Here is a 24,771-nt window from a genome sequence, read left to right on the forward strand (position 1 = left end):
TCATGTTATTGCAGCGATTTGTAACGGCCCTAGTGCTGGCCCCCCTGATGTTGGCCGGCATCTATTTGCTACCGAGTATTGGCTTTAGCGTTTTTGCCGGGTCGATCGTCGTCTTAGGCGCCTGGGAATGGGCCAATCTTGCCGGTTTTTCAGCGCCGCGTGCGCGCATCGTTTTGGCTACGATCACTGCGGTGGTGCTAGGGGTAATTCATCACTGGATTACCGTGGACTCCCTGATTTGGGCCCTGTTGGTGCTTTCTGCGCTGGTATTTTGGTTGCTAGCCGGGGTAAGTGTATATCTCTATCCGCGCGTAACCGGCTGGTTGCGCTCTGGCCCGATAAAGCTGGCGATCATGGTGCCCGTGCTGGTTGCCCTCTGGATGGGCCTGGTCTGGCTAAAAAGCCAACCAGATTCGGCGTTATTACTGACTTGGTTGATGTTGCTCGTCTGGGGTGCTGATATAGGAGCCTATTTTGCGGGTCGCGCCTTTGGCAACCGGAAGCTGGCACCTGCCGTAAGTCCGGGTAAGACTTGGGCCGGGGTTTATGGCGGCATGGCGACATCTATCCTCGTCTCGGTGCTAATAGCTGGCCTCTACTTGCCGGATTACAGCGTCCAGGACTGGCTCTGGTTGATGCTATTGTCGGCCGCAGTTATTGCCATTTCGGTGGTCGGCGATCTGTTTGAATCCCTGTTAAAGCGCAATCGAGGTATTAAGGACAGTTCGTCCCTGCTGCCCGGTCATGGTGGGATTTTGGATCGCATCGATAGCCTCTGTGCTGCGACGCCGATGTTTGTCCTGTTATGGTACGTGTTAGCGGTGGTTTAATGATGACGACACGACAACGCGTCACCGTTCTAGGCGCCACCGGTTCGATCGGTCAAAGCACGCTCAATGTTATCGGCCAGCATCCAGACCGTTTTACTGTCTTCGCCCTCAGCGGGCACGCCAATATGGCGCAATTAGCTCTAGACATCATTCGCTTTAAACCTCAGTTTGCCGTGGTGCCCAATGACACGCGGTATCGGCAACTGCTTGAGCTGTTACCGAACCGGAACTGCGACATCCTGATCGGTGAGCAGGCCTTGGCCGATGTCGCCAGCGCGGCGCAAGTGGATACCGTTATGGCCGCTATCGTTGGCGCGGCCGGTCTGAAGTCCGCCCTTGCCGCGGCGCATGCCGGTAAAAAGCTGCTCTTAGCCAATAAAGAGAGCATGGTCGTCGCCGGTGCTCTGTTGATGGAGGCGGTGGCCAAATCCCAAGCGCTATTGCTGCCGATCGACAGTGAACACAATGCCATCTTCCAATGCCTGCCAGCCGATCAAAGTCAGGCGGGCGTGGACTCGATCCTATTAACGGCATCGGGTGGGCCCTTTCGGCAGACCCCCATGGAACAGTTGCTTACCGCCACGCCGGAGCAAGCCATTGCCCACCCGACATGGACGATGGGTCGAAAGATATCGGTCGATTCGGCTTCGCTGATGAATAAGGGTCTGGAGCTAATCGAAGCCTGCTGGCTCTTTAGTGTGCCACCGGAAAAAATCGAAGTAGTGGTGCACCCACAAAGTGTTATCCACAGTATGGTGCGCTATATTGACGGGTCGGTTTTAGCACAGATGGGCTCGCCCGATATGCGCACGCCCATTTCCTATGGCCTAGCCTATCCGGATCGAATCGTCAGTGGCAGCGCACCCTTGGAATTTTCTCAGCTGTTGCAATTGCAGTTTGATCAACCCGATCGGGTCCGCTTTCCGTGCCTGCGCTTGGCCGAGGAGGCCATGGCCGAAGGTGGCACTGTGCCCGCCGTGCTCAATGCCGCCAATGAGATGTCGGTTGCGGCCTTCCTCGAGGGCGACATTGGTTTTATGGATATCCCCCGAATAAACGAGCAAGTCATGACCCGCTTGGGCCGCAGCCCAGTGGAGTCGATTGATCAACTGCTGGAGGTCGACCGCGCTGCTCGCGCCCAGGCCGCCGAACAAATTAAGGCGCTACGATGATGCTATTGCTTAACTCCGTTTTTGGCATGCTGCTGGCACTGGGCATCCTGGTGACGGTGCACGAATATGGCCATTTTTGGATGGCGCGGCGCTTCGGCGTCAAGGTGGAGCGTTTTTCGGTGGGCTTTGGTCGGCCAATTTGGCGCCGAACCGATCGTTCTGGGACCGAATTTGTGGTCGCCTGGATTCCCCTGGGGGGCTATGTCAAGATGCTCGACGAGCGAGAAGGGCCGGTGCCAACAGAGCTACTTGGGCAAACCTTTAACTCGAAGACCGCGCCACAAAAGATCGCCATCGCCTTGGCCGGACCGATCACCAATTTCCTCTTTGCTATCGTGGCCTTTGCCCTGATGTACAGTATTGGCGTCCAGGATCTGGTGCCTCTGATTGACCATCCCAGAGACGATTCGCCAGCGCAGCAGGCCGATATGACACGTGGCGACCGAATCGTGGCCATTGATGGTCGCAGCGTCGACTCCTTCACCGACCTAAGTCTGGCCCTGGCCTCACGTGTTGGCGAGAGTGGCCTAATCGATATCAGCCTAATCCGCCAGCAAAGCAAAAAAAGTGTTCAGCTGCCGATTGAAAACTGGCTGGCCGAGCAGGACTCTCCGGATCCCTTACACAACCTAGGTCTGAGCCCAGAAATGCCGATCCACCCCGCGCTTATCGGCTGGCTTGAAGCGGGTGGGCCGGCCGAACAAAGCGGTTTGGCGGTAGGTGATCGCGTGCTGGCTATTAACGGCAGCGCCCTAGCGACCTGGTCGGAGTGGGTTGACCGGGTTCAGAGCAGCCCCGGCCAGGTGTTGACCCTTAGTATCGAACGCGCCGAGCAGAGGCTGGAGCTGACCCTGGTGCCAGGCAGTAAGATGCAAGAGGAGCGCACCATCGGCTATGTTGGCACGGGCAGTGCGCCGCTGGCTTGGTCGGAGCAACAGCTGACCACCGTTCGTTTGTGGCCCTGGCAGGCGGCATGGCGCGGCTTAACCGACACGGTGCAAATGAGTGTCCTGAGTTACAATATGTTGTGGAAGATGGCGACCGGTAAGGTGTCCTTGAAGCAGATTGGCGGTCCCATTTCGATGGCTAAGATGGCGGGCCTGTCAGTGGGCACGGGATTTGAATCCTTCATTGGTTTTTTAGCCCTGATCAGCATCAGCCTGGCGATTGTTAACTTGCTGCCCATTCCGGTGTTGGATGGCGGTCATGTGGTGATTCACTCGATTGAGTGGCTCAGGGGCAAAGCCTTGTCCGACCGAGCACAAATAATTGGTACGCAAGTCGGTATGGTCTTTATCATGAGTCTGATGCTATTGACCTTCTACAACGATATTGGCCGCTTAATGTAAAGACAGTTTGCCGCGCTCGGGTGAGGCTTCAGAATGCCGCCCTATAAATTTAAATCAGACCAAGATTTTCGGTCGCCACAGGATAAAGGTAAAGACGTTGGGACTAATGTTCAAGACTGCACTAGTGGCATGTTTTACGTTGATGGTATCGGTAGCGCAGGCCGCCACCTTTAATGTCGATAGAATAGTCGTACAAGGCCTGCAGCGGGTGTCATTGGGCAGTGTCCTGGCCCAGCTGTCAGTGCGCGAAGGCACCTTGGCGGATGATCAGGATGCTAGCCGCTGGTTGCATGAAATTTACCAGACCGGTTTTTTTCACTCGGTCGATATCAGTCGCGACGGCGGTCGCCTAGTGATCGATGTAGTCGAGCGACCGGCCATCGAAACCATCGAATTCGATGGCAACTCCAGTGTTCCGACCACCACTCTGGAGGCCGTGTTTGCCGATGTCGGCCTGGCCACGGGTGAGATTTTCAGTCGTTCGTTGCTGGAAAATATCGATCTAGAGCTGGAAAAACAGTACGGCGCTCAAGGCCGTTACAATGCCCGCGTCGACACTGAAGTCATCCCACTAACTCGTAATCGCGTTAACGTTAAGATGCAGATCAGCGAGGGCCCTGTTGCTCGAATTGAGCAACTGCAGATGGTCGGTAACAGCGTTTTTAGCGATGCCGAACTGCTTGCCATCATCCAGATGCAGCGCACCGGATCACCCCATATTTGGCAGTGGATGACCAAACGCAACCAATTCGCTAAGGCCGCCCTGACCGGGGACATCCAGCGCCTAGAGGATTTTTATTTCGATTTAGGCTATCTCGATTTCGCCGTCGATAGCCAACAGGTGTCGATCTCTGAGAATAAAGCCGCGATCAGTATCGCCCTCAATATCAGCGAAGGGCAAGCCTACAGCGTAGCCGAGGTCGAGCTGACGGGGGATCTGAAACACCTGACAGCCGAGATTCAAGCTCTGGTGCGTGTTAAGCCGGGGCAAATTTACTCGCGCACCGATGTGGCCACCGATATCCGCGACATCACCGACCTGCTCGGCGAATATGGCTACGCCTTCGCCCAGGTGCGCGACGTGCACCAAACCGATGCGCCCAGCCAGACCGTTACGGTCACCTACCAGGTCCAGTTGGGCAGCCCAGTATATGTCAATCGCATCATTATTCAGGGTAACAGCGCTACTAACGATGAAGTCATTCGACGCGAACTGCGGCAATTGGAACGGGCCTTAGTGGTCAATAAAAACATCCGTACATCCAAATCACGCTTGGATCGTCTAGGCTATTTCAGCCAGGTTAGCATTAAGACTCAACCCATTGCGGGTCGTAATGATTTGGTCGATTTGGTGGTTTCGGTCGTCGAAGCGAAGGACTCACAACTCAGTATCTCGGGCGGCTATGCCGATGGCTCGGGCTTTTTCGGTGAACTGTCGGTTAAGCAAACCAACTTTTTTGGCCGCGGTGTTGATTTCTCAGCCTCGGTCAACGTCAATGAAACCACCCAGAACTACCAAGTATCGGCTGAAAACCCGTTCTTTACGCTCGACGGCGTGAGCTTGGGGGCCGATCTCTACTATAAGAAATCCGATTACAATCAGACCACCTTTAGCACCTACGCCACCAATACGGTCGGCGGTCGGTTAAATTTGGGTTATCCCCTGTCAGAGAATCAACGGCTCAATTATGGCCTCGGCATCAGTCGAGACGAGCTCTTTATTAATACCGCTAACGCGCCGTTGGAGATGACCGATTTTGCCCCGGACTATCGCAACGACTACGACATTATCACCGGTCGTGTCGGCTGGTCCTACAGTACCCTCAACGGCACGCTCAAAGCCGACGACGGCGCCAGTGTGCGGAGTAATTTGGAAATCACCATGCCACCCGGCAACTTACGTTACTACCGTATCAGCCTCGCGGCGCAACACTTCACCAATTTTGCCGAGAATCTGGCCCTTCGGGTGCATACCGACCTCGGCTATGGCCAAGGCTATGGCGATAGCCAGCTGTTTCCGTTTTACAAAAACTTCTATTCCGGTGGTGCGCGCTCGGTGCGTGGATATCGCTCTGGCTCGCTCGGCCCGACCGGTACCGGTCAGTCCAACAGCCCCGTCGGCGGCAATATTAAACTGGAATACGGCGCCGAGTTACTCTTTCCGACGCCCTTCGCCACCGATCAACGCGCCTTCCGCACCGCGCTGTTTGTCGATGCCGGCAATGTGTATACCGACCAGTGTCACGCCGACAATAGCAGCTGCAGTAATGGCGTCGATTTAGCTGAAATCCGTTATTCAGCGGGTGTGGATCTGACCTGGATTACCCCAATTGCACCACTAAGCTTTAGCTATGCTTGGCCGTTGAATGCGCAAGTGAGCGACTACACAACGAATTTTTCCTTCAATATCGGTATTTCGTATTGAGCCCAAACCACCATTAGAGGAGTACTTTACAGTGGCAAACAGCAAGAAAATATTGGCCGGCTTGAGTCTGATCTGGGTCTTAGCCAGCCCAGTTGCCCGTGCCGAAACCATGGTCGCGATTATGAATTACCAGGCAGTGTTGTTTAATAGCAGCGCGGCGGAAGCGGCTACCCTAACATTACGCACCGATCTGGCCGGCGCTCAGAGTCGACTTCAGGATATCCAATTGGGTATCGAGACGCGCGAAAGCCGCCTGTTGACCGATGGCGATATACTGACAGCAGAGGAAATTAGCGCCTTTGAGCAGGAGTTACAGGGCTTAACCCAGGAGCAGGCGCAGATCACCGCTCAGATGCAACAGGCTCAGCAGCAGAGTCGCGCCAGCTTCATTAAACAATATCAACCATTGATTCGCGAGTTGATGAACGCCTATGTTATCGAGCAGGGCTTCAGCCTAGTGGTCGATTCTCAGGCGGTACTCTGGGTTAATGGTACGCCCGATATTACCGATGCAATGTTAGCGCAATTCAACAGTGCCTACGCGCAGCGCAAGGCCGGATCGGCCGAACAATCCGCCAACTAAGGCGCAGGAGTTGAGTGATGCTAACGGTAACTGATCTGCTGGCTCTAGTGCAGCCGCTGACCCCACTGACCGACACAGAAAAATCGGTGACGGTGTCCGCCTTAGCCGCACTCGATAAAGCTCAAGTCGGCCAGCTGAGCTTTTTGGCGTCGCCCAAATATCGCCGCCAGTTGGCCGATACGCAGGCTTCGGTGGTGCTGATTAAAGCAGCGGATCAAGCCGCCTGCCCGGCGAACTGCGTCGCGTTGGTGGTAGACGATCCCTATTTGGCCTATGCTCGACTATCGCATTTATTTGGCACTGGCCCAAGCGCCGATGGCAGCCATGCCGACAGCGCACAGATCGATCCGAGTGTAAGGCTGGCGCAAGGCGTCACCATCGGTGCCTTCGCGGTGCTGGGCAAGGGGGTTGAGGTTGGCCAGGGTGCGGTAATTGGTGCACACTGTGTGATCGACGACTTCGCCCAAATCGGCGCTCAAACCCGCCTCCAGGCTCGGGTCACGGTGGCGCATCACTGTACTCTGGGCGAGCACTGTCTGGTTCAAAGCGGCACCGTGATCGGTTCGAATGGGTTTGGTTATGCGCCCACCGCTACCGGTTGGCAAGCGATCGCTCAGCTTGGCCGGGTGGTGATTGGCGATCGGGTCGAAATTGGCGCGAATTGCACTATCGATCGGGGTGCAATCGAAGACACTCGAATTGAATCGGATGTGATTATCGATAATCTGGTGCATATTGCTCATAATGTTCACATTGGCGCTCGAACCGCCCTGGCGGGGCAGGTTGGCATAGCCGGTAGCACGCGTATTGGTGCCGGCTGTTCCGCCGGCGGCCAGTCCGGCTTTACCGGCCATATCGAGGTTGCCGATAATAGTCATTTCACCGGTCAGGCCATGGTGACTAAGGGTACTACTGAAGGCGGCCTATTCTCTTCCGGCTTGCCGGCTCAGGCCAGTAAGGATTGGCGTAAGATGGTGGCGCGGGTGCGTCAGTTGGAAACTACTATGGCGCGGCTTGACGCGCTGGAAAAACTTATTAAGGAACCGGAATGACGAGCGCAGTAACAACACCCTTAGAGTCCAACATTGAGATGCCCATGGGCATCGAACAGATTAAGGCCTTGTTGCCCCATCGTTATCCCTTTCTGCTGGTCGATCGGGTAACCGCCTACGAACCGGGCGTTAGCATCCGCGGCTTTAAAAACGTCTCGGCCAATGAGGCGTTGTTCCAGGGCCATTTCCCGGACAAGGCGATCTTTCCGGGCGTCTTGATTTGCGAGGCGCTGGCTCAGTTGACCGCGATCTATGGGTTTTTGACCACCGGTCATCGCCCTGCGGATGGCTACCTTTACCTGTTTGCCGGCTTGGATAACGTCAAATTCAAACGTCAGGTGGTGCCTGGTGACCAGTTGGAACTGGTGATTGAGTTTGTTGCCGAGCGACGTGGCATGTACAAGGTCGCCGGGAAAGCCTTTGTCGACGGTAAACTCGCCGCCAGTGCTGATATTCTCTGCGCAGAACGACAAGCCTGATGATTCATCCAACTGCGATAATCGACCCAAGCGCCAAGATCGCCGCCAATGTCAGTATCGGGCCCTATTCGGTGATCGGTGCCGATGTCGAGATTGGCCCGGATACCTGGGTTGGCCCTCACGCGGTGATCAACGGTCCGACCGTTATCGGCCAAGGTAACCGTATTTTCCAGTTTGCCAGTGTTGGCGAAGAATGCCAGGATATGAAATATCAGGGCGAGCCGACGCGGCTGGTCATCGGCGATTTCAACACCATCCGCGAATTCACCACCCTACAGCGCGGTACCATTCAGGGTGCCGGAGAAACTCGGATTGGCAGTCACGGTCTGTTTATGGCCTATACCCACGTCGCACATGACTGTGTCATCGGCGACCATGTCATATTAGCCAATGGTGCTCAGGTAGCCGGTCACTGTGAAGTCGGGGATCATGCCATCTTGGGTGGCAATACCGCGGTGCATCAATTTTGTCAGATCGGTCAGCACGCCTTCGTGGGGGCCGGTTCAACCGTGTTAAAAGATATTCCCGCCTTTGTCACTGTGCAAGGCTATCCGGCAGCGCCCCATGGCATGAACTTTGAAGGACTCAAGCGGCGCGGCTATTCTAAGGAAGCGTTGCGTGCTTTGCGACACGCCTACAAGGTCGTTTACCGAGAGGGTAAGACCATTCAGGATGCGCTCACAGAATTATCTGAGCTGAATCCGATTGGCGCGGAGGTCCAGGTGTTTATCGATAGTATCCGCAATTCCCGCCGCGGCATTAGCCGCTGATGGTCGCGCCGCTGCGTGTTGCTCTAGTGGCTGGTGAGGCCAGTGGCGATTTGCTCGGCGCCGGATTGATGCAGGCGTTGCGGGCTCAACAACCGGATATTGAATTTGCTGGCATCGGTGGCGACCATATGATCGCCGCCGGCCTGATCTCTCGTGTGCCGATGGAGCGGTTGTCGGTGATGGGTTTAACCGAGGTGCTCGGGCGTCTGCCCGAACTCTTGGGTATCCGGCGCGCACTCACCCAGTTCTGCCTGGATTGGCAACCCGATGTGTTTATCGGTATCGATGCCCCGGACTTCAATCTTGGCTTAGAAATCAGTTTACGCACAGCCGGTATCAAGACAGTGCACTATGTTTCGCCGTCCGTTTGGGCATGGCGCAAAGGTCGGATTAAAAAAATTCGCCGCGCCGTCGATCATATGTTGACCCTATTGCCGTTCGAAGCGACCTTCTATCAGCGCGAGCAGATCCCCGTCACCTTTGTCGGCCATACCCTGGCCGATCGCCTGCCGATGACCCATTCCCCCGAGATTCTGCGCCAAGAAATGGGTTTGACGGCAGGGATTCCGGTGGTGGCTATGTTGCCCGGCTCACGCGGTAGCGAAGTCCAAACCCTTACCGCACTCTTTTTGGCTACCTTGGCGCGGGTACAGCGGCAAATCGGGCCGATCCAAATTGTCATCCCGGCGGCCAATACCCATCGAGCGCACCAGATTGCCGCGATCATCGCGCAGCAGGCGCCGGATTTGAATATCACCGTGCTTGATCAGCGTGCGGATGACGCCCTAGCGGCCAGTGATGCGGTATTGGTTGCTTCCGGTACCGCAACCCTACAGGCCATGCTGTGGAAGAAGCCCATGGTGGTCGCATACAGGCTCAGTGCCCTAAGCTATTTTATTATCTCCCGTTTGGCGACGGGCCGTTGGGTCGCCTTACCCAATATATTGGCCGAGCGGAACTGGGTGCCAGAGCGCTTGCAGGCAGCGGCGACGCCCGAGCGCTTAGCAGAGGACCTGATACGGGCCCTAAGAGACGAAAACTACCGCCATGAATTTGTCGCCCAGGCTAGCGAGTGGCATCGCAAACTGGCCTGCAATGCCGATCAGCAGGCCGCCCAAGCGGTCTTGACGCTGGTCGGTCGATGATCCAGGCTGGCTTAGATTGGGCCCTTGGGGTCGGGCTAGTGGCCGGCGTCGATGAGGTGGGCCGCGGCCCCTTGCTTGGCGATGTGGTTGTAGCAGCGGTCATTTTAGACCCTAAGCGACCGATAATCGGCCTGCAAGACTCGAAAAAATTATCCGAAAAACGCCGTGCCGCCTTAGCCGTGGAAATCCATGAAAAGGCCCTAGCCGTTTGCCTCGCCCGCGCCAGTGTGGCAGAAATCGATGCCTTGAATATATTGCAGGCTACTCTGTTGGCCATGCGCCGAGCCGTTGAGGGCTTGGCTCTGCAGCCGGTTTTTTGCCAGATTGATGGCAATAGAGTGCCCCCGGGCTTGCCGTGCCCGGCCGAGGCCGTGATCAAGGGCGATGGCAAAATTGCCGCCATTGCCGCAGCATCGATCGTCGCCAAGGTGCAACGAGACAGTGAAATGCATGCTCTGCATCGGCGTCACCCAGAATACGGATTTGATCGACACAAGGGCTATGGCACTAAACAACACCTGGCCGCTTTGTTAACATTCGGCGTGCTGGCAGAACATCGGCGCAGTTTTGCGCCGGTGAAAGCCTGCATCGCCAACCAATGAGACAGTAGACCCCATCATGGCAAATTTTGTTCACCTACGCGTTCACACCGAATATTCTCTCAGCGATGGCATCGTCCGGATTAAGAAGCTGATTGAAAAAATTGGTGAGAGTCAGATGCCGGCTGTGGCCATCACCGATATCAGCAACTTCTTCGGTCTGATTAAATTTTACAATCAGGCCTTAGCAGCCGGTATTAAACCGATTCTCGGTGCCGATCTGTGGATTGAGAATGAGCAAGACGACGCCGATCCGTTCTTAATGACGGTATTGGCCTGCACCAACCAGGGTTACCGCAATCTTACCGAACTGATGTCTGACGGCTATCAATCCAATCAACGCAAAGGCCGGCCTCAGGTCAAGGCTGATTGGCTACACGCTAAACAGGCCGGACTAATACTGTTGTCGGGCGCCCGTAACGGTGACGTCGGTCAGGCACTGCTGCGCGGTAAGGCCGAGCAGGCGGAAAGTTGCGCCCAGCGTTGGCAGGCAAGCTTTGGCGACCGTTATTATTTGGAATTGCAGCGCACTCGGCGCGACCAAGACGAGGCGTTGGTGCAGGGCAGTTTGTTACTGGCTCGCAAGCATGGCATACCCGTGGTCGCTACCAATGCGGTGATGTTTATTGCGCGTGATGACTTTGAAGCCCATGAAACCAGGGTGTGCATTAACGAAGGGGTGACGCTGGACGACCCGAAACGCAATAAGCACTATTCTGAAGAGCAGTATCTAAAATCTGCAGACGAGATGACGGCGTTGTTTGTCGATATACCCGAGGCTCTCGACAACAGTCTGCTGGTCGCGCAGCGCTGTTCGGCGCAGATCGAACTGGGCAAATATTATCTGCCCGATTACCCGGTACCCGCCGGTAAGACCATGGATGAATACTTCCGCGAGTTGTCCGCCGGTGGTCTAGAAAAACGCTTAGCCGTGGTGCTTAAACCCGATCAGCTCGATTTTCAAGAACGCCGGCAAGACTATTACGATCGGCTCGAGTTCGAACTCAATATCATCATCCAAATGGGTTTTCCGGGTTATTTCTTGATCGTCATGGACTTTATCCGCTGGGGTAAAAACAATGGCGTCCCGGTTGGACCGGGTCGTGGATCGGGCGCGGGGTCATTGGTGGCCTGGGTGCTCGACATTACCGACCTGGATCCATTGGAATACGATCTGCTGTTCGAACGTTTCCTGAACCCGGAGCGGGTGTCGATGCCCGACTTTGATATCGACTTCTGTATGGATGGGCGCGAGCGTGTCATTCAATATGTCGCCGATACCTATGGCCGGCAGGCGGTATCGCAGATTGTCACCTTCGGCACCATGGCGGCCAAGGCGGTGGTGCGGGATGTGGCGCGGGTCCAGGGGAAGCCCTTTGGTCTGGCCGATCGACTGTCCAAGTTGATTCCGCCCGATCCGGGCATGAAGTTGAGTCGAGCCCGAGACGAGGTCGCCGAGCTAAAAGAGTTCCTCGAGTCCGATGAAGAGGGCTTGGAAATTTGGGAGATGGCGCTGAAACTCGAGGGCATCACCCGGCAAACCGGCAAGCATGCCGGTGGTGTGGTGATCGCGCCAACCAAACTGACCGACTTTTCGCCACTATTGTGCGATGAAGACGGTACCGGACTGGTGACCCAGTTCGATAAGAACGATGTCGAGTACGCCGGTCTGGTGAAGTTTGACTTTCTCGGGTTGCGCACGCTAACCATCATCGATTGGGCGCTGAAAATCGTCAATCCACGCCGTTTGGCGCTGAATTTGCCCGCGATCGATATAGCCGATATTCCGCTTAACGATGAAGCGGCCTTTGTCTTGTTGCAGAAATCGCACACCACGGCCGTATTTCAACTTGAGTCACGCGGCATGAAAGATCTGGTCACCCGGCTGAAGCCCGACTGCCTGGAAGATATGATCGCCCTAGTGGCCTTGTTTCGTCCGGGTCCGCTGCAGTCTGGCATGGTCGACAACTTTATCAATCGTAAACACGGTCGCGAAGAGTTGTCTTATCCGGATGTGCAGTACCAGCACGAACTGCTTAAACCGATCCTAGCGCCGACCTATGGCATTATTCTCTATCAGGAACAGGTGATGCAGATCGCCCAGGTCCTAGCCGGCTATACCCTGGGCGGTGCCGATATGTTGCGCCGCGCCATGGGCAAGAAAAACCCAGAGGAGATGGCCAAACAACGCGACAGCTTTGAACAGGGCGCGATCAATAACGGTATCGATGGCCACCTCGCTATTAAGATTTTTGACCTGGTGGAGAAATTTGCCGGTTATGGCTTTAACAAGTCGCACTCTGCCGCCTATGCCTTGGTGTCCTATCAGACGCTCTGGCTGAAAACCCATTATCCAGCCGCCTTTATGGCGGCGACCCTGTCGTCTGAACTGCAAAACACCGACAAGGTGGTGATCTTCGTTGAAGAGTGTCGTCAACTGGCGATCGATGTCTTACCACCGGATGTTAACGCCGGTGACTTTGCCTTTACCGTTAATGCGCAAGATCAGATCATCTATGGCTTGGGTGCCATCAAGGGGGTCGGCGAAGGTCCGGTCGAAGCGATCGTTGCCGCGCGTGAGCAGGGTGGTGATTTCAAAAACCTATTTGATTTTTGCGCCCGGGTTGACACTAAGAAGCTCAATAAACGCGCCATTGACGCTCTGATTCGGGCCGGCGCGATGGACACCATCGGCCCGCACCGCAATGTTATGCTCGCCGCGATGCTCGATGCCGTGAAGGTCGCCGAGAAGTCCGCCGCCAACGCAGCAGCGCGTATGGAAGATATGTTCGGCCTGATTGAGGCCGAGGTCGAAGTTGACGTCTATGCGCTCTATGCCCAGGTGCCGGAGGCCGCACTAAAAGAGCGCTTGGCGGGTGAAAAAGAGACCTTGGGGCTATATCTGACGGGCCATCCGATCGATGAATTTGAAGCCGAAGTGCAGCAAGTGGTGTCGATGCGCTTAGGCGATCTGGATGGCTCGGTTGAAGAACTGAAGCGGTCGCGGCGCGGCAATATCAAGACCTTTGCCGGTTTGGTGATGGGGGTCCGTACCCGGCAAACGCAACGTGGCGAAACCATGGCCATCGTCACGCTCGATGACCGCACCGGCCGACTGGAGATGACCCTCTTTGGTGAGGCCTATGCCGAATTTAAGCACCTGATGATCGTCGATACGGTCGTCGTGGTCGAAGCCGAGGCCGGTTGGGACGATTACAACGATCGGCCGCGCATTCGCGCGCAGAAGGTCTATACCCTAGTAGAGGCTCGGCAGGCCCTGATCAAGGGGGTTGAATTTAAGGTTGAGGCTGCGCAGGCTCAAGCCTTCCTGGCCAAACTCAAGGCGTTGGTACGCTCTGATCTTCCCGAGGATCGTGGCTGTAAGGTCTGGATCCGTTATACCAATGACTTGGCCCAAGGCGAAGTGATGCTTCACGAGCGCTATCGGATCCCACTGGAGGATGAGACTTTACATACCCTGAGGCAGTCCTTTGGCGAAACGGGCTATAAGTTTCGCTATCAATAGCGCGCCATTGGCCTGTCGTTCGACAGGGTGATGACGCGGCGCAGGCAGAGCGTTCTGGGGGCGGGGCGGTCATTAATTACTTTTGTTCATAGCTTAATCTTCACATGGACGCTTGTTAGGCCGACCACAAGCCTTTAACCTGTGGTTAATATTTTTACTGTGACGGGTCTATTTGGCGTCCTGTGGTCTAACCGGGCCGACCAATAACCTGACAACTAAAGACTTTGACGGGAACTAAGATGAATCCAGATTATCTTGACTTTGAACAACCCATTGCCGATTTGATATCGAAAATCGATGAACTGCGGCTGGTGGGAAACCGAAATGATCTGAATATTTCCGGTGAAATTGAAAAGCTGGGCGCTCAGGTTCGCAAAATGACTGAACAGATTTTTAGCAATCTGAGTGCCTGGCAAGTCTCGCAAATCTCTCGGCATCCCAAGCGTCCCTATACCTTGGACTATTTTGATCAGATTTTTACCGACTTTGATGAGTTGCATGGCGATCGACATTTTGGCGACGACGCAGCCTTAGTTGGCGGCGTTGCGCGCCTCGAGGGTATGCCAGTAATGGTGCTCGGCCACCAAAAGGGCCGAGACGTCAAAGAAAAGGTCAAGCGCAACTTCGGCATGCCGAAACCGGAAGGTTATCGCAAGGCCCTGCGGCTGATGCAGACGGCCGAGCGGTTTAATATGCCCATCTTGACCTTTATTGATACCCCGGGTGCCTATCCAGGCATCGGCGCGGAAGAACGCGGCCAATCGGAAGCCATCGCCTACAACCTGTTGAAGATGTCCTCCTTGAAGGTACCGATCATCACCACGGTAATTGGTGAGGGTGGCTCCGGTGGCGCCTTGGCCATCGGTGTCTGTGATCACCTCAATATGTTGCAATACAGTACCTATTCGGTAATTTCACCCGAAGGTTGCGCCTCAATTCTCTGGAAGACCGCGGCGCGTGCCGCCGATGCCGCGGCGGCCATGGGCATCACAGCACCGCGTTTGCAGGAGTTGGGTCTGGTCGATCACATCATCAGCGAACCTCTGGGTGGCGCGCATCGTGATAAGACCCAGATCGCCACTAGCGTTAAGGAGAGCTTAGTGTTGCAGCTCTTTGATCTTAAACAAAAGTCGCTGGAACAGCTGCTCGAGCAGCGCTATCAGCGTCTAATGTCCTTCGGGGTAACAGCCTAATCGAGTCGTCTAGCCTCGGGTCGACCTGCTAGGTCGACCCGAGGCGCGCAATTTGCTTAGGTTAGTCGCCTACCGTGTCGGCTTCAGCGCGACTTGTCAGCTAAGCGGTAGTGTTCAGAAGCTTGAATCAATAAGGGCGCATAGAGAATTGTCGAGACGTTTACTCAATCATAATAGCGTGACCGAAACCGTTATCGGTGATGATATAGCCTTGGTGCTCAACCGGGTGTTAAACGAAAATGAAGCCCTGGAGCGCATTCCAGCCTACCTCTTCGATATAGTCTTTCACGATGGATCCCGTATTGGTCAAATCGATCTACGTTTGGGCGAAACCCAAACGCTGGTCCTATACGGCGGTCAGGTCGGTTATGGCATAGACCGCATTCATCGCGGTCACGGCTACGCCGCGGCGGCCTGTGAGTTGTTGCGGGAAATTGCCCTCGATGTCGGTTTTCGAGAGCTGTGGATTACCTGCAATCCGGATAACCAAGCCTCAGTCAAAACCTGTGAGCGTATTGGTGCCCAGTTTGTTGAGCAGGTTGATGTACCGGAAAGCTGTGAGCTCTATGGTCGCGGCGATCGCGTGAAATTGCGCTTCCTGTGGAAGCTGCGCTAGAGCATGCTTAACCCTCGCGAATGGACCGCAACGGTGCACCAAGACCTGTGCCGGGACCTGCGGCAGTTTAACGCCGAGCCCGTCTTCGTCGGCTACAGCGGCGGGATCGATTCCAGTCTCCTATTGCGTTTGGCCTGTGATGCCTTCGGTCCTGAACGGGTCACCGCGCTTCATATCAATCATGGTCTATCGGCCCAAGCCGGGCAGTGGCAGGACTTTTGCCAGCGCCAGGCTGAGCAGCTCGGTTGTCAGCTTAAAACCCATGCCGGAAGCGTTGCTTCCGCCGGTAACGGCCTTGAGGCGGCGGCGCGAGATCTGCGCTATCAGCAGTTTGGCCGCATGGTGACAGAGGATGGGGTGCTCTTGCTGGGCCATCATCTTGACGACCAGGTAGAAACCTTTTTTTTGCGCCTGATGCGCGGCACCGGTTTGCAGGGCCTGAAGGCGATGGCCCGTTTGAGCCGACGCGGCAGCTACCAGCTGTACCGCCCCCTGCTCGATTTAAGCCGCCAGCAAATTGTATCCCTGGCGACCCACTTGCAGTTGGAGTGGATCGAGGACGATTCAAATGCCCAAACCCGCTTCGATCGCAACTACCTTCGTCAGACTGTACTGCCCTTGCTGGAGGCGCGCTGGCCGGCCTATCGGCAGCGAGTGCACAATCTCATCGGGCTAATCGACTCGCCCCAAAGCGACGCGGTCTTCGAGTTAGAGCGGGAGTTGCATCATCGTCTCAGTCATGACCAGGGTTTCAAACTGGTGCAATTGGATGCACTGACCGGCGAGCAATTGTTATCCTTATTGCATGCTTGGTTACGGGCAATCGGCCAGCAAATCCCGAGCAAAGCCCGACTGGAAGAGATTGCCTCGGCAGTGATAGCCGCCCAAGCCGATGCCATGCCCGAGGTCCGTTTGGGGCAGGGCGCTGTCCGGCGTCACGGCTTGGCGCTCTACTGGGTCGCAGATCGCGTTGAACCGGGTCCGGCGCCGGCCTTGACGGTGGGTGTGGCCAGTGCATGGCCCGGCGTGGGGCAGGTCAGATTAGTCCTAGCCGACTCTGGGCCTGATCGACTCAAAGCCGATTTAGCCAATTTGCATTGGCGTCTGCGCGTCGGTGGCGAGACCTTGCGGCCGGTCGGTCGCGCCAAGCGTCGAGACCTAAAACGCTTGCTGCAGGAATATCGAGTGAAACCCTGGGACCGCGCCCGCCTGCCCCTGCTCTACAGCGCGGATGAGCTTATCGCCGTGGGCGATCTTTTGCTCTCGGCCGATCATCTGGCCGACCAGGCCGAACCAGGCCTACAGGTTATTTGGCAAAATACTGATTGAGGGAATCGGCTTAATTTGTTAATCTGATCCCCCATCTGAAACACACTATTTTTCGAGCGAATCTTCTCCCTGTGAGCCCTGTGCTGCACGGGATGTGTTCGTTTTTTGATGGGATCGTATATGACTCGTTACATCTTTGTTACCGGCGGCGTAGTATCTTCTTTAGGTAAGGGCATCGCCTCAGCCTCGCTCGCAGCCATCCTCGAAGCACGTGGCCTAAAGGTTACCTTGCTTAAGCTTGATCCCTATATCAATGTCGATCCTGGCACCATGAGTCCATTCCAACATGGCGAAGTGTTTGTCACCGAAGACGGCGCCGAAACCGATTTGGATTTGGGTCATTACGAACGCTTTGTTAACACCACCATGACCCGTCGCAACAACTTTACCTCCGGTCGAATCTATCAGGATGTGCTCAAGAAGGAGCGCCGGGGTGATTATCTGGGCGGCACGGTGCAGGTTATTCCGCACATTACCGATGAAATTAAGCGCCGGGTTATCGAGGGTGCCGGTGATGCTGACGTCGCCTTAGTTGAAGTCGGCGGTACCGTGGGCGATATCGAATCATTACCCTTCTTGGAAGCCATTCGCCAACTCAAGGTTGAGCTCGGTAGTCGACGCGCGCTGTCTGTGCACCTGACATTGGTGCCCTATCTGGCCACTGCAGGCGAAGTCAAGACCAAGCCGACTCAGCATTCAGTCAAAGAGCTGCGCACCATCGGACTGCAGCCAGACATCTTGCTGTGCCGGTCCGACCGACCCATCGGTAAGACCGAATTGCGCAAAATATCCCTGTTTACCAACGTCGAAGAGCGAGCGGTTATCCCGCTGATCGATGCCGATACCATCTATCGCATCCCAGGCATGCTGGCGAAGGCCGGACTCGACGCCATCGTGGTCGAACGATTCGGTCTGGACTGCCCGCCGGCCGACCTATCCGACTGGGAAGATGTCACCGAACGCAAGTTGCACCCAGAGCAGGAAGTCACCATTGCCATGGTAGGCAAGTACATGGATCTGCTAGATGCCTACAAGTCCTTGATCGAAGCGATAGACCATGCCGGTATTCGCTCTCGAACGCGGGTTAAGATCCAATATATCGACTCTGAAGATTTGGAGAAAAATGGCATCGATGTGCTTAAGGGTGTCGCCGGTATCTTGGTGCCCGGTGGATTCGGCCATCGTGGTGTCGAGGGCAAAATTCTAGCGGCGCAATATGCGCGTGAAAATCGCGTGCCCTATTTGGGCATTTGTCTGGGTATGCAGGTCGCCGTTATCGAATATGCGCGAAATGTGTGCGGCCTGGACGGCGCCCACTCAACTGAATTCGACCGCCAGTCGCGCCATCCGGTTATCGGCCTAATCACCGAGTGGATTGAAGCTGACGGCAAGGTCGTAGAGCGTAATGAAGGCACTGATTTAGGCGGCACCATGCGCCTTGGCGGCCAAGAATGCCGTCTGACTGAGGGTACACTGGCGCGCACAGCCTACGGCGAAGACACCATCGTTGAACGGCATCGACATCGTTACGAGGTGAATAATCACTATGTGCAGGACCTAGAAAAATACGGTATGGCGATTGCCGGTCGGTCACTCGATAGCGCTCTCGTTGAGATTGTCGAAATCCCCGATCATCCGTGGTTTGTTGCCTGCCAGTTCCATCCGGAATTCACCTCGACACCGCGCAAGGGTCATGGTTTATTTAGTGGTTTTATTTCAGCAGTGATCGGTCATTCGGCGGGGAAATAGCGTTTAAACTCGCTATTTACTGGTTTTTCTTTATAATTCCGCCCGAATTTGTAGGAAAGTTACAGTTTTTGTGACTTTAAACATGTATCTGTTCCGTCAAATCCCAATACTAATGGGGATTTGATGGCAACCCAAGGAGAGTCTAAGATGGCGAAAATTGTAGAAATCAAAGCCCGGGAAATTATCGACAGCCGTGGTAACCCCACCGTTGAAGCCGATGTAATATTGGCAAGTGGCGCCAAAGGCCGCGCAGCGGCACCGTCGGGTGCCTCAACCGGATCACGCGAAGCGCTGGAATTGCGCGATGGTGACAAAAGCCGCTTTATGGGCAAGGGCGTGTTGAAGGCCGTTGGTGCCATCAATGGTCCTATTCGTGCCGCTCTGCTGGGTCAGGACGCGTTACAGCAGTCCGTTATTGACCAGATCATGATCGATCTTGATGGTACCGAGAATAAGTCAAACTTTGGTGCCAACGCCATCTTAGCGGTCTCCTTGGCTACGGCCAAGGCCGCAGCGATCGCCAAGGGTGTTGAACTTTACGCGCACATTGCCGATCTTAATGGCACGCCGGGTCAATACTCCATGCCATTGCCAATGATGAACATCATCAACGGCGGCGAGCATGCCGACAATAACGTTGATATCCAAGAATTTATGATTCAACCGGTCGGTGCTAAGACCTTCAAAGAAGCCGTGCAAATCGGCGCTGAAGTCTTCCACAACCTAGCCAAAGTCCTCAAAGCCAAAGGACTGAGCACGGCGGTGGGCGATGAAGGTGGTTTTGCCCCTAACCTTGAAAGCAATGCAGCGGCCTTAGGCGCGATCAAAGAAGCGGTTGAAGCGGCCGGTTATGTCCTAGGTACAGATGTTACCTTAGCGATGGATTGTGCCGCCTCTGAGTTTTATGACAAGGACGCCGGCCATTACAATATGAAGGGCGAAGGCAAGATCTTTACGTCAAAAGAATTCAACTTCTATCTGCAGGATTTGGCCAACCAGTATCCGATCGTGTCGATCGAAGATGGCCTGGATGAATCCGATTGGGATGGCTTTAAGCACCAGACCGAGTTATTGGGTGATAAATTGCAACTGGTCGGTGACGATCTGTTCGTGACCAATACCAAGATCCTCCAAGAAGGCATCGACAAGGGTATCGTTAACTCGATTCTGATCAAATTCAATCAGATCGGTTCCCTAACCGAAACCTTAGCAGCGATCAAGATGGCCAAAGATGCTGGCTATACGGCGGTAATTTCTCACCGATCGGGCGAAACCGAAGATGCCACCATAGCCGATTTGGCCGTTGGTACGGCAGCTGGCCAGATTAAAACCGGTTCCATGAGCCGTTCTGATCGAGTCGCCAAGTACAATCAGCTGATTCGTATTGAAGAAGAATTGGGTGATAAGGCCCCGTTTCGTGGCCTGTCAGAAGTTAAGGGTCAGTAAGGTTTGCACGCTCGCAGTCAGCTGCGAGCGCTTAAATAGTGCGAATTCGGGTCTAATTGAGTGCAATCGCCTCAAATAACCGCTGAATTTGGCATAAATATGGAAAGGGGGCTTGGCTCCCTTTTTTTTATGCGTAAGAATGAGGGTACTTTAATGTAGGGGGTCATTCATGCGCCTGGTTCAACTTATCCTGTTGGTCTTAATCGTTGCGCTGCAAGTGCGCTATTGGTTTGCCGACAACGGTTATTTCGATAACCAGCGCTTGGCATCCGAGCTTAGTACTCAACAAACTGAATTAAGTGCCTTACAGGCTAAAAACGATTTGTTACGCGCCCGCGTCGACGATTTAAAATCCGGTAACGATGCCATCGAAGAGCTGGCGCGGCAGGATTTGGGGCTGATTCAGCCAGGTGAGATCTTTGTTATCATCCACAGCGGGTCCGACGAGCCGTGAGGGTGCACCTGATCTTACCCGCGGCCGGTAGCGGCCAACGTTTCGGCGCCGGCATACCCAAGCAACACGCGCGAATTCTACACCAGAGCCTATTGGAGTGGACTCTGGCGGCCTGGCAAGCAATTCCCATATCAGGTCACAAGCTGTTGGCCATCGCCGCTGATGACTCGGTCAGTCGAGAGTTGGCGGCGTCCTTTAGCGATGTTGAGGTGATTCATGGTGGCCGCGAGCGCGCCGATACGGTGCTTGCGGCCCTGATGCATCTAAGCCCGAGAGCCGAGCCAGAGGATTGGGTCATGGTGCACGATGTCGCGCGGCCCTGTGTGGAAAATAAGGATGTCGAGCAGTTATTGCAAACCTGCCAGCAGACTCAGGTGGGTGCTATCCTAGCGCGGCCCCTGACCGATACGATTAAAAAAATTGATAACCACGGCCGGGTCACCACCCTAGACCGAAGCGCCCTGTGGGCTGCGCAAACACCTCAGTGCTTTAAGGTGGGTGACTTGATCAGCGCTTTGGAACAGGCAAAGGAGCGCGGCTTGGCCATCACCGATGAGGCATCGGCCATTGAAGCGATGGGTTGGCCAGTCAATATAGTCACCGGCTCGGAGCGCAATATTAAAGTGACCCACCCCGCGGACGCTGCCTTGGTCGAATACTTCCTGAAACTAGATTTAACGACATGAAACTGCATTTAACGACATGAAACTGCATTTAACGACATGAAACTACAGAGTTCTTGAGCCTATGTTACGAATTGGTCACGGTCATGACGTCCATCGCTTCGATGCCGATTCTCCGCCATGCAATATCCGCCTAGGTGGCGTTGAGGTGCCGAGTGAGCACGCACTACTTGCCCATTCCGATGGTGATGTCGTCTTGCATGCCCTTTGCGATGCCCTTTTGGGCGCCCTAGCCTTAGGCGATATTGGCGAGCATTTCCCCGATACCTCAGCGACCTGGCGTGGGGTCGACTCGCGCGACCTATTACGCCAGGTCTATCAACTGGTCCAGGATCGGGGCTATCGTTTAGTTAACGCTGACATTACCATCGTCGCCCAAACCCCGCGCTTGATGGCTTACAAAAAAGCCATGCAAGCGCAAATCGCCGCCGATCTCAACACCGCAGTGGGCAATCTCAACGTGAAGGCGACGACCACGGAACAGCTCGGTTTCATCGGTCGTAAGGAAGGCATAGCAGTTGATGCGGTCTGTCTAGTCGAGCATGCGTTATGAGCTTCGAGATGAATTGGTCGCGGGCCCATCCAATGAGCTTGTCCTCAGGGCAGATTAAAGCGCACAACGCCGATTTTAGGGTCGTAGAACGCTTACCCGAAACGGCCAGTGGCGAAGGTGAACATCTCTGGGTTAGGGTGTTGAAGGACGGCCAAAATACCGCTTGGGTCGCTCGGCAGTTGGCCCGTTGGGCCGGCGTTGGGCCGCGCGAGGTCAGCTACGCGGGTCTAAAGGACCGCCATGCCGTGACCGAGCAAACCTTCTCGGTGCATTTGCCGGGTAAACTCGAACCCTCGGTAAGGCTGTTAGAGGTCGACGGCCTGACCATACTCGACGCCACTCGGCACCATCGCAAACTGAAAACCGGACAACTGGTGGGGAATTCTTTTCGCATTCGGATCCGCAACACCGACGTGCCCTTGGCGCAATTGGAGCGCAATTGGCAGACCCTGGTTGAGCACGGCGTGCCGAACTATTTTGGCCCGCAACGCTTCGGGCATGGCGGCCTCAATGTCTTCAATGGCAGCGAGTGGCTATTGGGTCGAGCCAAGGTTCAACGACACCTGCAGTCGATTTATCTGTCTGCGGTTCGCTCTTATTTCTTTAATCGGCTGCTTGCCCAGCGTGTTCAAGATGGCACCTGGAACCGTTTAATCGATCATGATTTTGCGCAATTTACCGAGGGTAAGGCCGGTTTTTACTGTGAGGAACCGGAGGCCACGGACATCGACCGCTGTGCCTTGGGCAAGGTGTCGCCCTGCGCCAGCTTACCCGGTCTGTCGAAAGATGACTTCCCCGGCCTAGCGGCTCGAGAATCGACCCAGTTGGCAGCTTATGGTGAATTGTTACTGGCTTTAGAGGCACGACAGGTGGCGCGGCATTTTCGCAAATTACGAGTATTCCCCGAGTCGGCCCATTTTGAAGTGATCGATAAGGATCCCGTGGTCTCCTTCTTTTTGCCCGCGGGTAGCTTCGCTACATCGGTATTGGCGGAATTGGTGACCGACCAAGGCCTGCGCGCAGGTGGAGGCGATTGGCATGAATAGAGAACCGGATATGTTGCGCGGCATCGGTATGACGTCGCAACGCACCCGAGCCCGATTAATTGAACGCTTGGTCGAACAGGGCATCAGTAATTTCCGCGTGTTGGCCTGCTTTGAAACCATTCCGCGCCATCTGTTTGTCGATGAAGCCCTAGGGCATAAAGCCTATGAGGATGTGTCACTGCCGATCGGCTATGCGCAAACCCTGTCACAACCCTATATAGTGGCGCGTATGTCGGAGCTGGTCTTGGCTGCACCGCATCATGAACGAGTCTTGGAGATTGGTACCGGCTCAGGCTTTCAAACCTCGGTCTTGGCCAGTCTGGTCGATGAAGTTTACAGTGTCGAACGGATTCAGCCCTTACAAGAGAAAGCACGGCAACGCTTAGCGATCCTTAACCTGAAAAATGTTTGGTTAAAGCTGGCCGATGGCTTTATGGGCTGGCCCGATGAAGCGCCCTTCGACGTTATAATCGGTACCGCCGCGCCCAGCGTGCCGCCGCCGGAATTACTCGATCAGCTGATCCCGGACGGCGGTCGTTTGATTATGCCGATTGGTGAAACCGAGCAGTTTTTAACAGTTATCGAAAAACACGGCGATGAGTTGATTATCGAACAAATAGAACCGGTGCTCTTTGTGCCTATGTTGACAGGAATTAAAGCCAAGTGAGAAAAGAGCAGTGGTTGTGGTTAATCAAGGGTGCCGCAATGGGGGCGGCCGATGCAGTTCCGGGCGTGTCGGGTGGCACGATAGCGCTGATTACCGGTATTTATGAACGCTTTATTGGTGCCTTAGCGAGTTTTCGGCCGTCTCTCTGGCGTTTCATTCGCGTCGGCGATTTTCGCGGCCTATGGCAAGCTATCGATGGCCGGTTTCTAGCCTTTCTCGGTGCCGGCATTCTGGTCAGCCTATTTTCGGTGCTGAGCCTGATGGATTACCTGCTGTCGACGGCTGCACCGGTAGTTTGGTCGTTCTTTATGGGCGTGATCCTAGTGTCCTTGTGGCAACTAAGCCGCGGGCGTCGCTGGCTTTGGCAGGACGCAACCTTGTTAATGATGGGTTTGGCGATTTCCTTAGTGTTTGCTACCGCATCGGGCATGCCGGTCACGGTCACACCGCTTACCCTCGTCCTGGGCGGCATGCTGGCAATCTCTGCTATGCTCTTGCCCGGCATATCCGGCTCTTTTATGTTGGTTTTGCTTGGCCTATACCCGGTGGTGGTAGAGGCTGTCCACGAGCGCAATCTCCCCATCGTGTTATGGGTGGCTTTGGGTTGTGCGATCGGGATAATCAGTTTTAGCCGTTTTTTGCAATGGTTGCTGCATAATTGGCACGAACGCGTGATCAGTTTTATGCTCGGATTTGTGGCCGGCGCTCTGGTCAAGGTATGGCCATGGCAAGATTCCGGCCGGTGGTTCCTGCCCGAGCAATACTCTGCCGTTAGCGGACTCGAAAATTGGCTTCTATTATCTGTTCTATCGATGATCTTGGGTGTGGTGATCGGTAACTTTATGAAAAATAAGGCCTAAATGGTGGAGATTTAACACCGGTGGGTTCTGGTTATTCAGTTTTACAACTAAAGGGTCGTCTTTCTTAGAAGAATTTTGACTCCAAATCTCTACCATAGATATCGAATGTAATATCATCAGTTCTACTGATGATTTGCAGTCGATTTATACAATGTGAACCAGTTCAATATTTGAGGTGAACTAAACAGTGTTACTCGCGTCAAAATATAGTTCCTGGCTGTTAGTTGCAATCGGCTTGAGCGGTT

At 54.8% G+C, this 24,771-nt stretch carries 22 protein-coding genes; all 22 read left to right on the top strand.

Annotation, left to right across the window (positions count from 1 at the left end):
- Positions 1–2: 2 nt before the first annotated feature.
- Entirely contained in the window at positions 3–830 is an 828-nt protein-coding gene (locus REIFOR_RS04720; protein ID WP_100256475.1) for a phosphatidate cytidylyltransferase, read from the top strand.
- Entirely contained in the window at positions 830–2,002 is a 1,173-nt protein-coding gene (gene ispC, locus REIFOR_RS04725) for a 1-deoxy-D-xylulose-5-phosphate reductoisomerase (RefSeq protein ID WP_227003762.1), read from the top strand. Before REIFOR_RS04720 ends, ispC begins: the two co-directional genes overlap by 1 nt.
- Positions 1,999–3,351 (top strand): RIP metalloprotease RseP, encoded by a 1,353-nt coding sequence (gene rseP, locus REIFOR_RS04730; RefSeq protein ID WP_227003763.1) that lies wholly within the window; start codon positions 1,999–2,001, stop codon positions 3,349–3,351. Before ispC ends, rseP begins: the two co-directional genes overlap by 4 nt.
- A 106-nt stretch (positions 3,352–3,457) precedes the next feature.
- A complete protein-coding gene (gene bamA / locus REIFOR_RS04735) occupies positions 3,458–5,776 on the top strand; it encodes an outer membrane protein assembly factor BamA (RefSeq protein ID WP_100256476.1) in 2,319 nt (772 codons plus the stop codon).
- 31 nt (positions 5,777–5,807) lie between these two features.
- Positions 5,808–6,359 carry an OmpH/Skp family outer membrane protein gene (locus REIFOR_RS04740; RefSeq protein ID WP_100256477.1) on the top strand — a complete coding sequence of 184 codons (552 nt, stop codon included), beginning with the start codon at positions 5,808–5,810 and terminating at the stop codon, positions 6,357–6,359.
- A 17-nt stretch (positions 6,360–6,376) separates the two neighbouring features.
- Positions 6,377–7,411, top strand: a complete 1,035-nt coding sequence (gene lpxD / locus REIFOR_RS04745; protein ID WP_100256478.1) for a UDP-3-O-(3-hydroxymyristoyl)glucosamine N-acyltransferase — start codon at positions 6,377–6,379, stop codon at positions 7,409–7,411.
- Between the two features lie 38 nt (positions 7,412–7,449).
- Positions 7,450–7,890, top strand: coding sequence for a 3-hydroxyacyl-ACP dehydratase FabZ (fabZ, locus tag REIFOR_RS04750; RefSeq protein WP_100258699.1), 441 nt, complete (start codon positions 7,450–7,452; stop codon positions 7,888–7,890).
- On the top strand, positions 7,890–8,660 hold the full coding sequence (gene lpxA, locus REIFOR_RS04755) for an acyl-ACP--UDP-N-acetylglucosamine O-acyltransferase (protein ID WP_100256479.1): 771 nt from the start codon (positions 7,890–7,892) through the stop codon (positions 8,658–8,660). The genes fabZ and lpxA overlap by 1 nt, the downstream gene beginning before the upstream one ends.
- A complete protein-coding gene (gene lpxB, locus REIFOR_RS04760; RefSeq protein WP_100256480.1) occupies positions 8,660–9,805 on the top strand; it encodes a lipid-A-disaccharide synthase in 1,146 nt (381 codons plus the stop codon). The genes lpxA and lpxB overlap by 1 nt, the downstream gene beginning before the upstream one ends.
- Positions 9,802–10,407: a ribonuclease HII gene (gene rnhB, locus REIFOR_RS04765; RefSeq protein ID WP_100256481.1), complete on the top strand. Its 606-nt coding sequence runs from the start codon at positions 9,802–9,804 to the stop codon at positions 10,405–10,407. Before lpxB ends, rnhB begins: the two co-directional genes overlap by 4 nt.
- 16 nt (positions 10,408–10,423) lie before the next feature.
- On the top strand, positions 10,424–13,930 hold the full coding sequence (gene dnaE / locus REIFOR_RS04770; protein ID WP_100256482.1) for a DNA polymerase III subunit alpha: 3,507 nt from the start codon (positions 10,424–10,426) through the stop codon (positions 13,928–13,930).
- Between the two features lie 239 nt (positions 13,931–14,169).
- Positions 14,170–15,123, top strand: coding sequence for an acetyl-CoA carboxylase carboxyl transferase subunit alpha (gene accA / locus REIFOR_RS04775; protein ID WP_100256483.1), 954 nt, complete (start codon positions 14,170–14,172; stop codon positions 15,121–15,123).
- Between the two features lie 148 nt (positions 15,124–15,271).
- A complete protein-coding gene (locus REIFOR_RS04780; protein ID WP_158524289.1) occupies positions 15,272–15,739 on the top strand; it encodes a GNAT family N-acetyltransferase in 468 nt (155 codons plus the stop codon).
- Between the two features lie 3 nt (positions 15,740–15,742).
- Positions 15,743–17,068, top strand: a complete 1,326-nt coding sequence (gene tilS / locus REIFOR_RS04785) for a tRNA lysidine(34) synthetase TilS (RefSeq protein WP_100256485.1) — start codon at positions 15,743–15,745, stop codon at positions 17,066–17,068.
- Positions 17,069–17,188: 120 nt separating this feature from the next.
- A complete protein-coding gene (locus REIFOR_RS04790) occupies positions 17,189–18,817 on the top strand; it encodes a CTP synthase (protein WP_100256486.1) in 1,629 nt (542 codons plus the stop codon).
- Positions 18,818–18,964: 147 nt separating this feature from the next.
- Positions 18,965–20,263, top strand: coding sequence for a phosphopyruvate hydratase (gene eno / locus REIFOR_RS04795; protein ID WP_100256487.1), 1,299 nt, complete (start codon positions 18,965–18,967; stop codon positions 20,261–20,263).
- 169 nt (positions 20,264–20,432) lie between these two features.
- On the top strand, positions 20,433–20,717 hold the full coding sequence (locus tag REIFOR_RS04800) for an FtsB family cell division protein (RefSeq protein WP_100256488.1): 285 nt from the start codon (positions 20,433–20,435) through the stop codon (positions 20,715–20,717).
- Between the two features lie 2 nt (positions 20,718–20,719).
- Positions 20,720–21,403 (top strand): 2-C-methyl-D-erythritol 4-phosphate cytidylyltransferase, encoded by a 684-nt coding sequence (ispD, locus tag REIFOR_RS04805; RefSeq protein ID WP_158524290.1) that lies wholly within the window; start codon positions 20,720–20,722, stop codon positions 21,401–21,403.
- A 61-nt stretch (positions 21,404–21,464) separates the two neighbouring features.
- Complete coding sequence (gene ispF / locus REIFOR_RS04810) at positions 21,465–21,953, top strand: 2-C-methyl-D-erythritol 2,4-cyclodiphosphate synthase (RefSeq protein ID WP_100256490.1); 489 nt, start codon at positions 21,465–21,467, stop codon at positions 21,951–21,953.
- A gap of 8 nt (positions 21,954–21,961) precedes the next feature.
- Positions 21,962–22,999, top strand: a complete 1,038-nt coding sequence (gene truD / locus REIFOR_RS04815) for a tRNA pseudouridine(13) synthase TruD (RefSeq protein ID WP_158524291.1) — start codon at positions 21,962–21,964, stop codon at positions 22,997–22,999.
- Positions 22,992–23,666 carry a protein-L-isoaspartate(D-aspartate) O-methyltransferase gene (locus REIFOR_RS04820; RefSeq protein WP_100258700.1) on the top strand — a complete coding sequence of 225 codons (675 nt, stop codon included), beginning with the start codon at positions 22,992–22,994 and terminating at the stop codon, positions 23,664–23,666. The genes truD and REIFOR_RS04820 overlap by 8 nt, the downstream gene beginning before the upstream one ends.
- Positions 23,663–24,526, top strand: a complete 864-nt coding sequence (locus REIFOR_RS04825; protein ID WP_100256492.1) for a DUF368 domain-containing protein — start codon at positions 23,663–23,665, stop codon at positions 24,524–24,526. Before REIFOR_RS04820 ends, REIFOR_RS04825 begins: the two co-directional genes overlap by 4 nt.
- Positions 24,527–24,771: the final 245 nt, after the last annotated feature.

It is taken from the genome of Reinekea forsetii (assembly GCF_002795845.1).
Taxonomy (GTDB): domain Bacteria; phylum Pseudomonadota; class Gammaproteobacteria; order Pseudomonadales; family Natronospirillaceae; genus Reinekea; species Reinekea forsetii.

What these genes read in the sequence shown, in the direction of transcription:
- REIFOR_RS04720 (WP_100256475.1), top strand. Translation starts at nt 3, where the DNA reads ATGTTATTGCAGCGATTTGTAACGGCCCTAGTGCTGGCCCCCCTGATG.
- ispC (WP_227003762.1), top strand. Translation starts at nt 830, where the DNA reads ATGATGACGACACGACAACGCGTCACCGTTCTAGGCGCCACCGGTTCG.
- rseP (WP_227003763.1), top strand. Translation starts at nt 1,999, where the DNA reads ATGATGCTATTGCTTAACTCCGTTTTTGGCATGCTGCTGGCACTGGGC.
- bamA (WP_100256476.1), top strand. Translation starts at nt 3,458, where the DNA reads ATGTTCAAGACTGCACTAGTGGCATGTTTTACGTTGATGGTATCGGTA.
- lpxD (WP_100256478.1), top strand. Translation starts at nt 6,377, where the DNA reads ATGCTAACGGTAACTGATCTGCTGGCTCTAGTGCAGCCGCTGACCCCA.
- fabZ (WP_100258699.1), top strand. Translation starts at nt 7,450, where the DNA reads ATGCCCATGGGCATCGAACAGATTAAGGCCTTGTTGCCCCATCGTTAT.
- lpxA (WP_100256479.1), top strand. Translation starts at nt 7,890, where the DNA reads ATGATTCATCCAACTGCGATAATCGACCCAAGCGCCAAGATCGCCGCC.
- lpxB (WP_100256480.1), top strand. Translation starts at nt 8,660, where the DNA reads ATGGTCGCGCCGCTGCGTGTTGCTCTAGTGGCTGGTGAGGCCAGTGGC.
- rnhB (WP_100256481.1), top strand. Translation starts at nt 9,802, where the DNA reads ATGATCCAGGCTGGCTTAGATTGGGCCCTTGGGGTCGGGCTAGTGGCC.
- dnaE (WP_100256482.1), top strand. Translation starts at nt 10,424, where the DNA reads ATGGCAAATTTTGTTCACCTACGCGTTCACACCGAATATTCTCTCAGC.
- accA (WP_100256483.1), top strand. Translation starts at nt 14,170, where the DNA reads ATGAATCCAGATTATCTTGACTTTGAACAACCCATTGCCGATTTGATA.
- tilS (WP_100256485.1), top strand. Translation starts at nt 15,743, where the DNA reads ATGCTTAACCCTCGCGAATGGACCGCAACGGTGCACCAAGACCTGTGC.
- REIFOR_RS04790 (WP_100256486.1), top strand. Translation starts at nt 17,189, where the DNA reads ATGACTCGTTACATCTTTGTTACCGGCGGCGTAGTATCTTCTTTAGGT.
- eno (WP_100256487.1), top strand. Translation starts at nt 18,965, where the DNA reads ATGGCGAAAATTGTAGAAATCAAAGCCCGGGAAATTATCGACAGCCGT.
- REIFOR_RS04800 (WP_100256488.1), top strand. Translation starts at nt 20,433, where the DNA reads ATGCGCCTGGTTCAACTTATCCTGTTGGTCTTAATCGTTGCGCTGCAA.
- ispF (WP_100256490.1), top strand. Translation starts at nt 21,465, where the DNA reads ATGTTACGAATTGGTCACGGTCATGACGTCCATCGCTTCGATGCCGAT.
- truD (WP_158524291.1), top strand. Translation starts at nt 21,962, where the DNA reads ATGAATTGGTCGCGGGCCCATCCAATGAGCTTGTCCTCAGGGCAGATT.
- REIFOR_RS04820 (WP_100258700.1), top strand. Translation starts at nt 22,992, where the DNA reads ATGAATAGAGAACCGGATATGTTGCGCGGCATCGGTATGACGTCGCAA.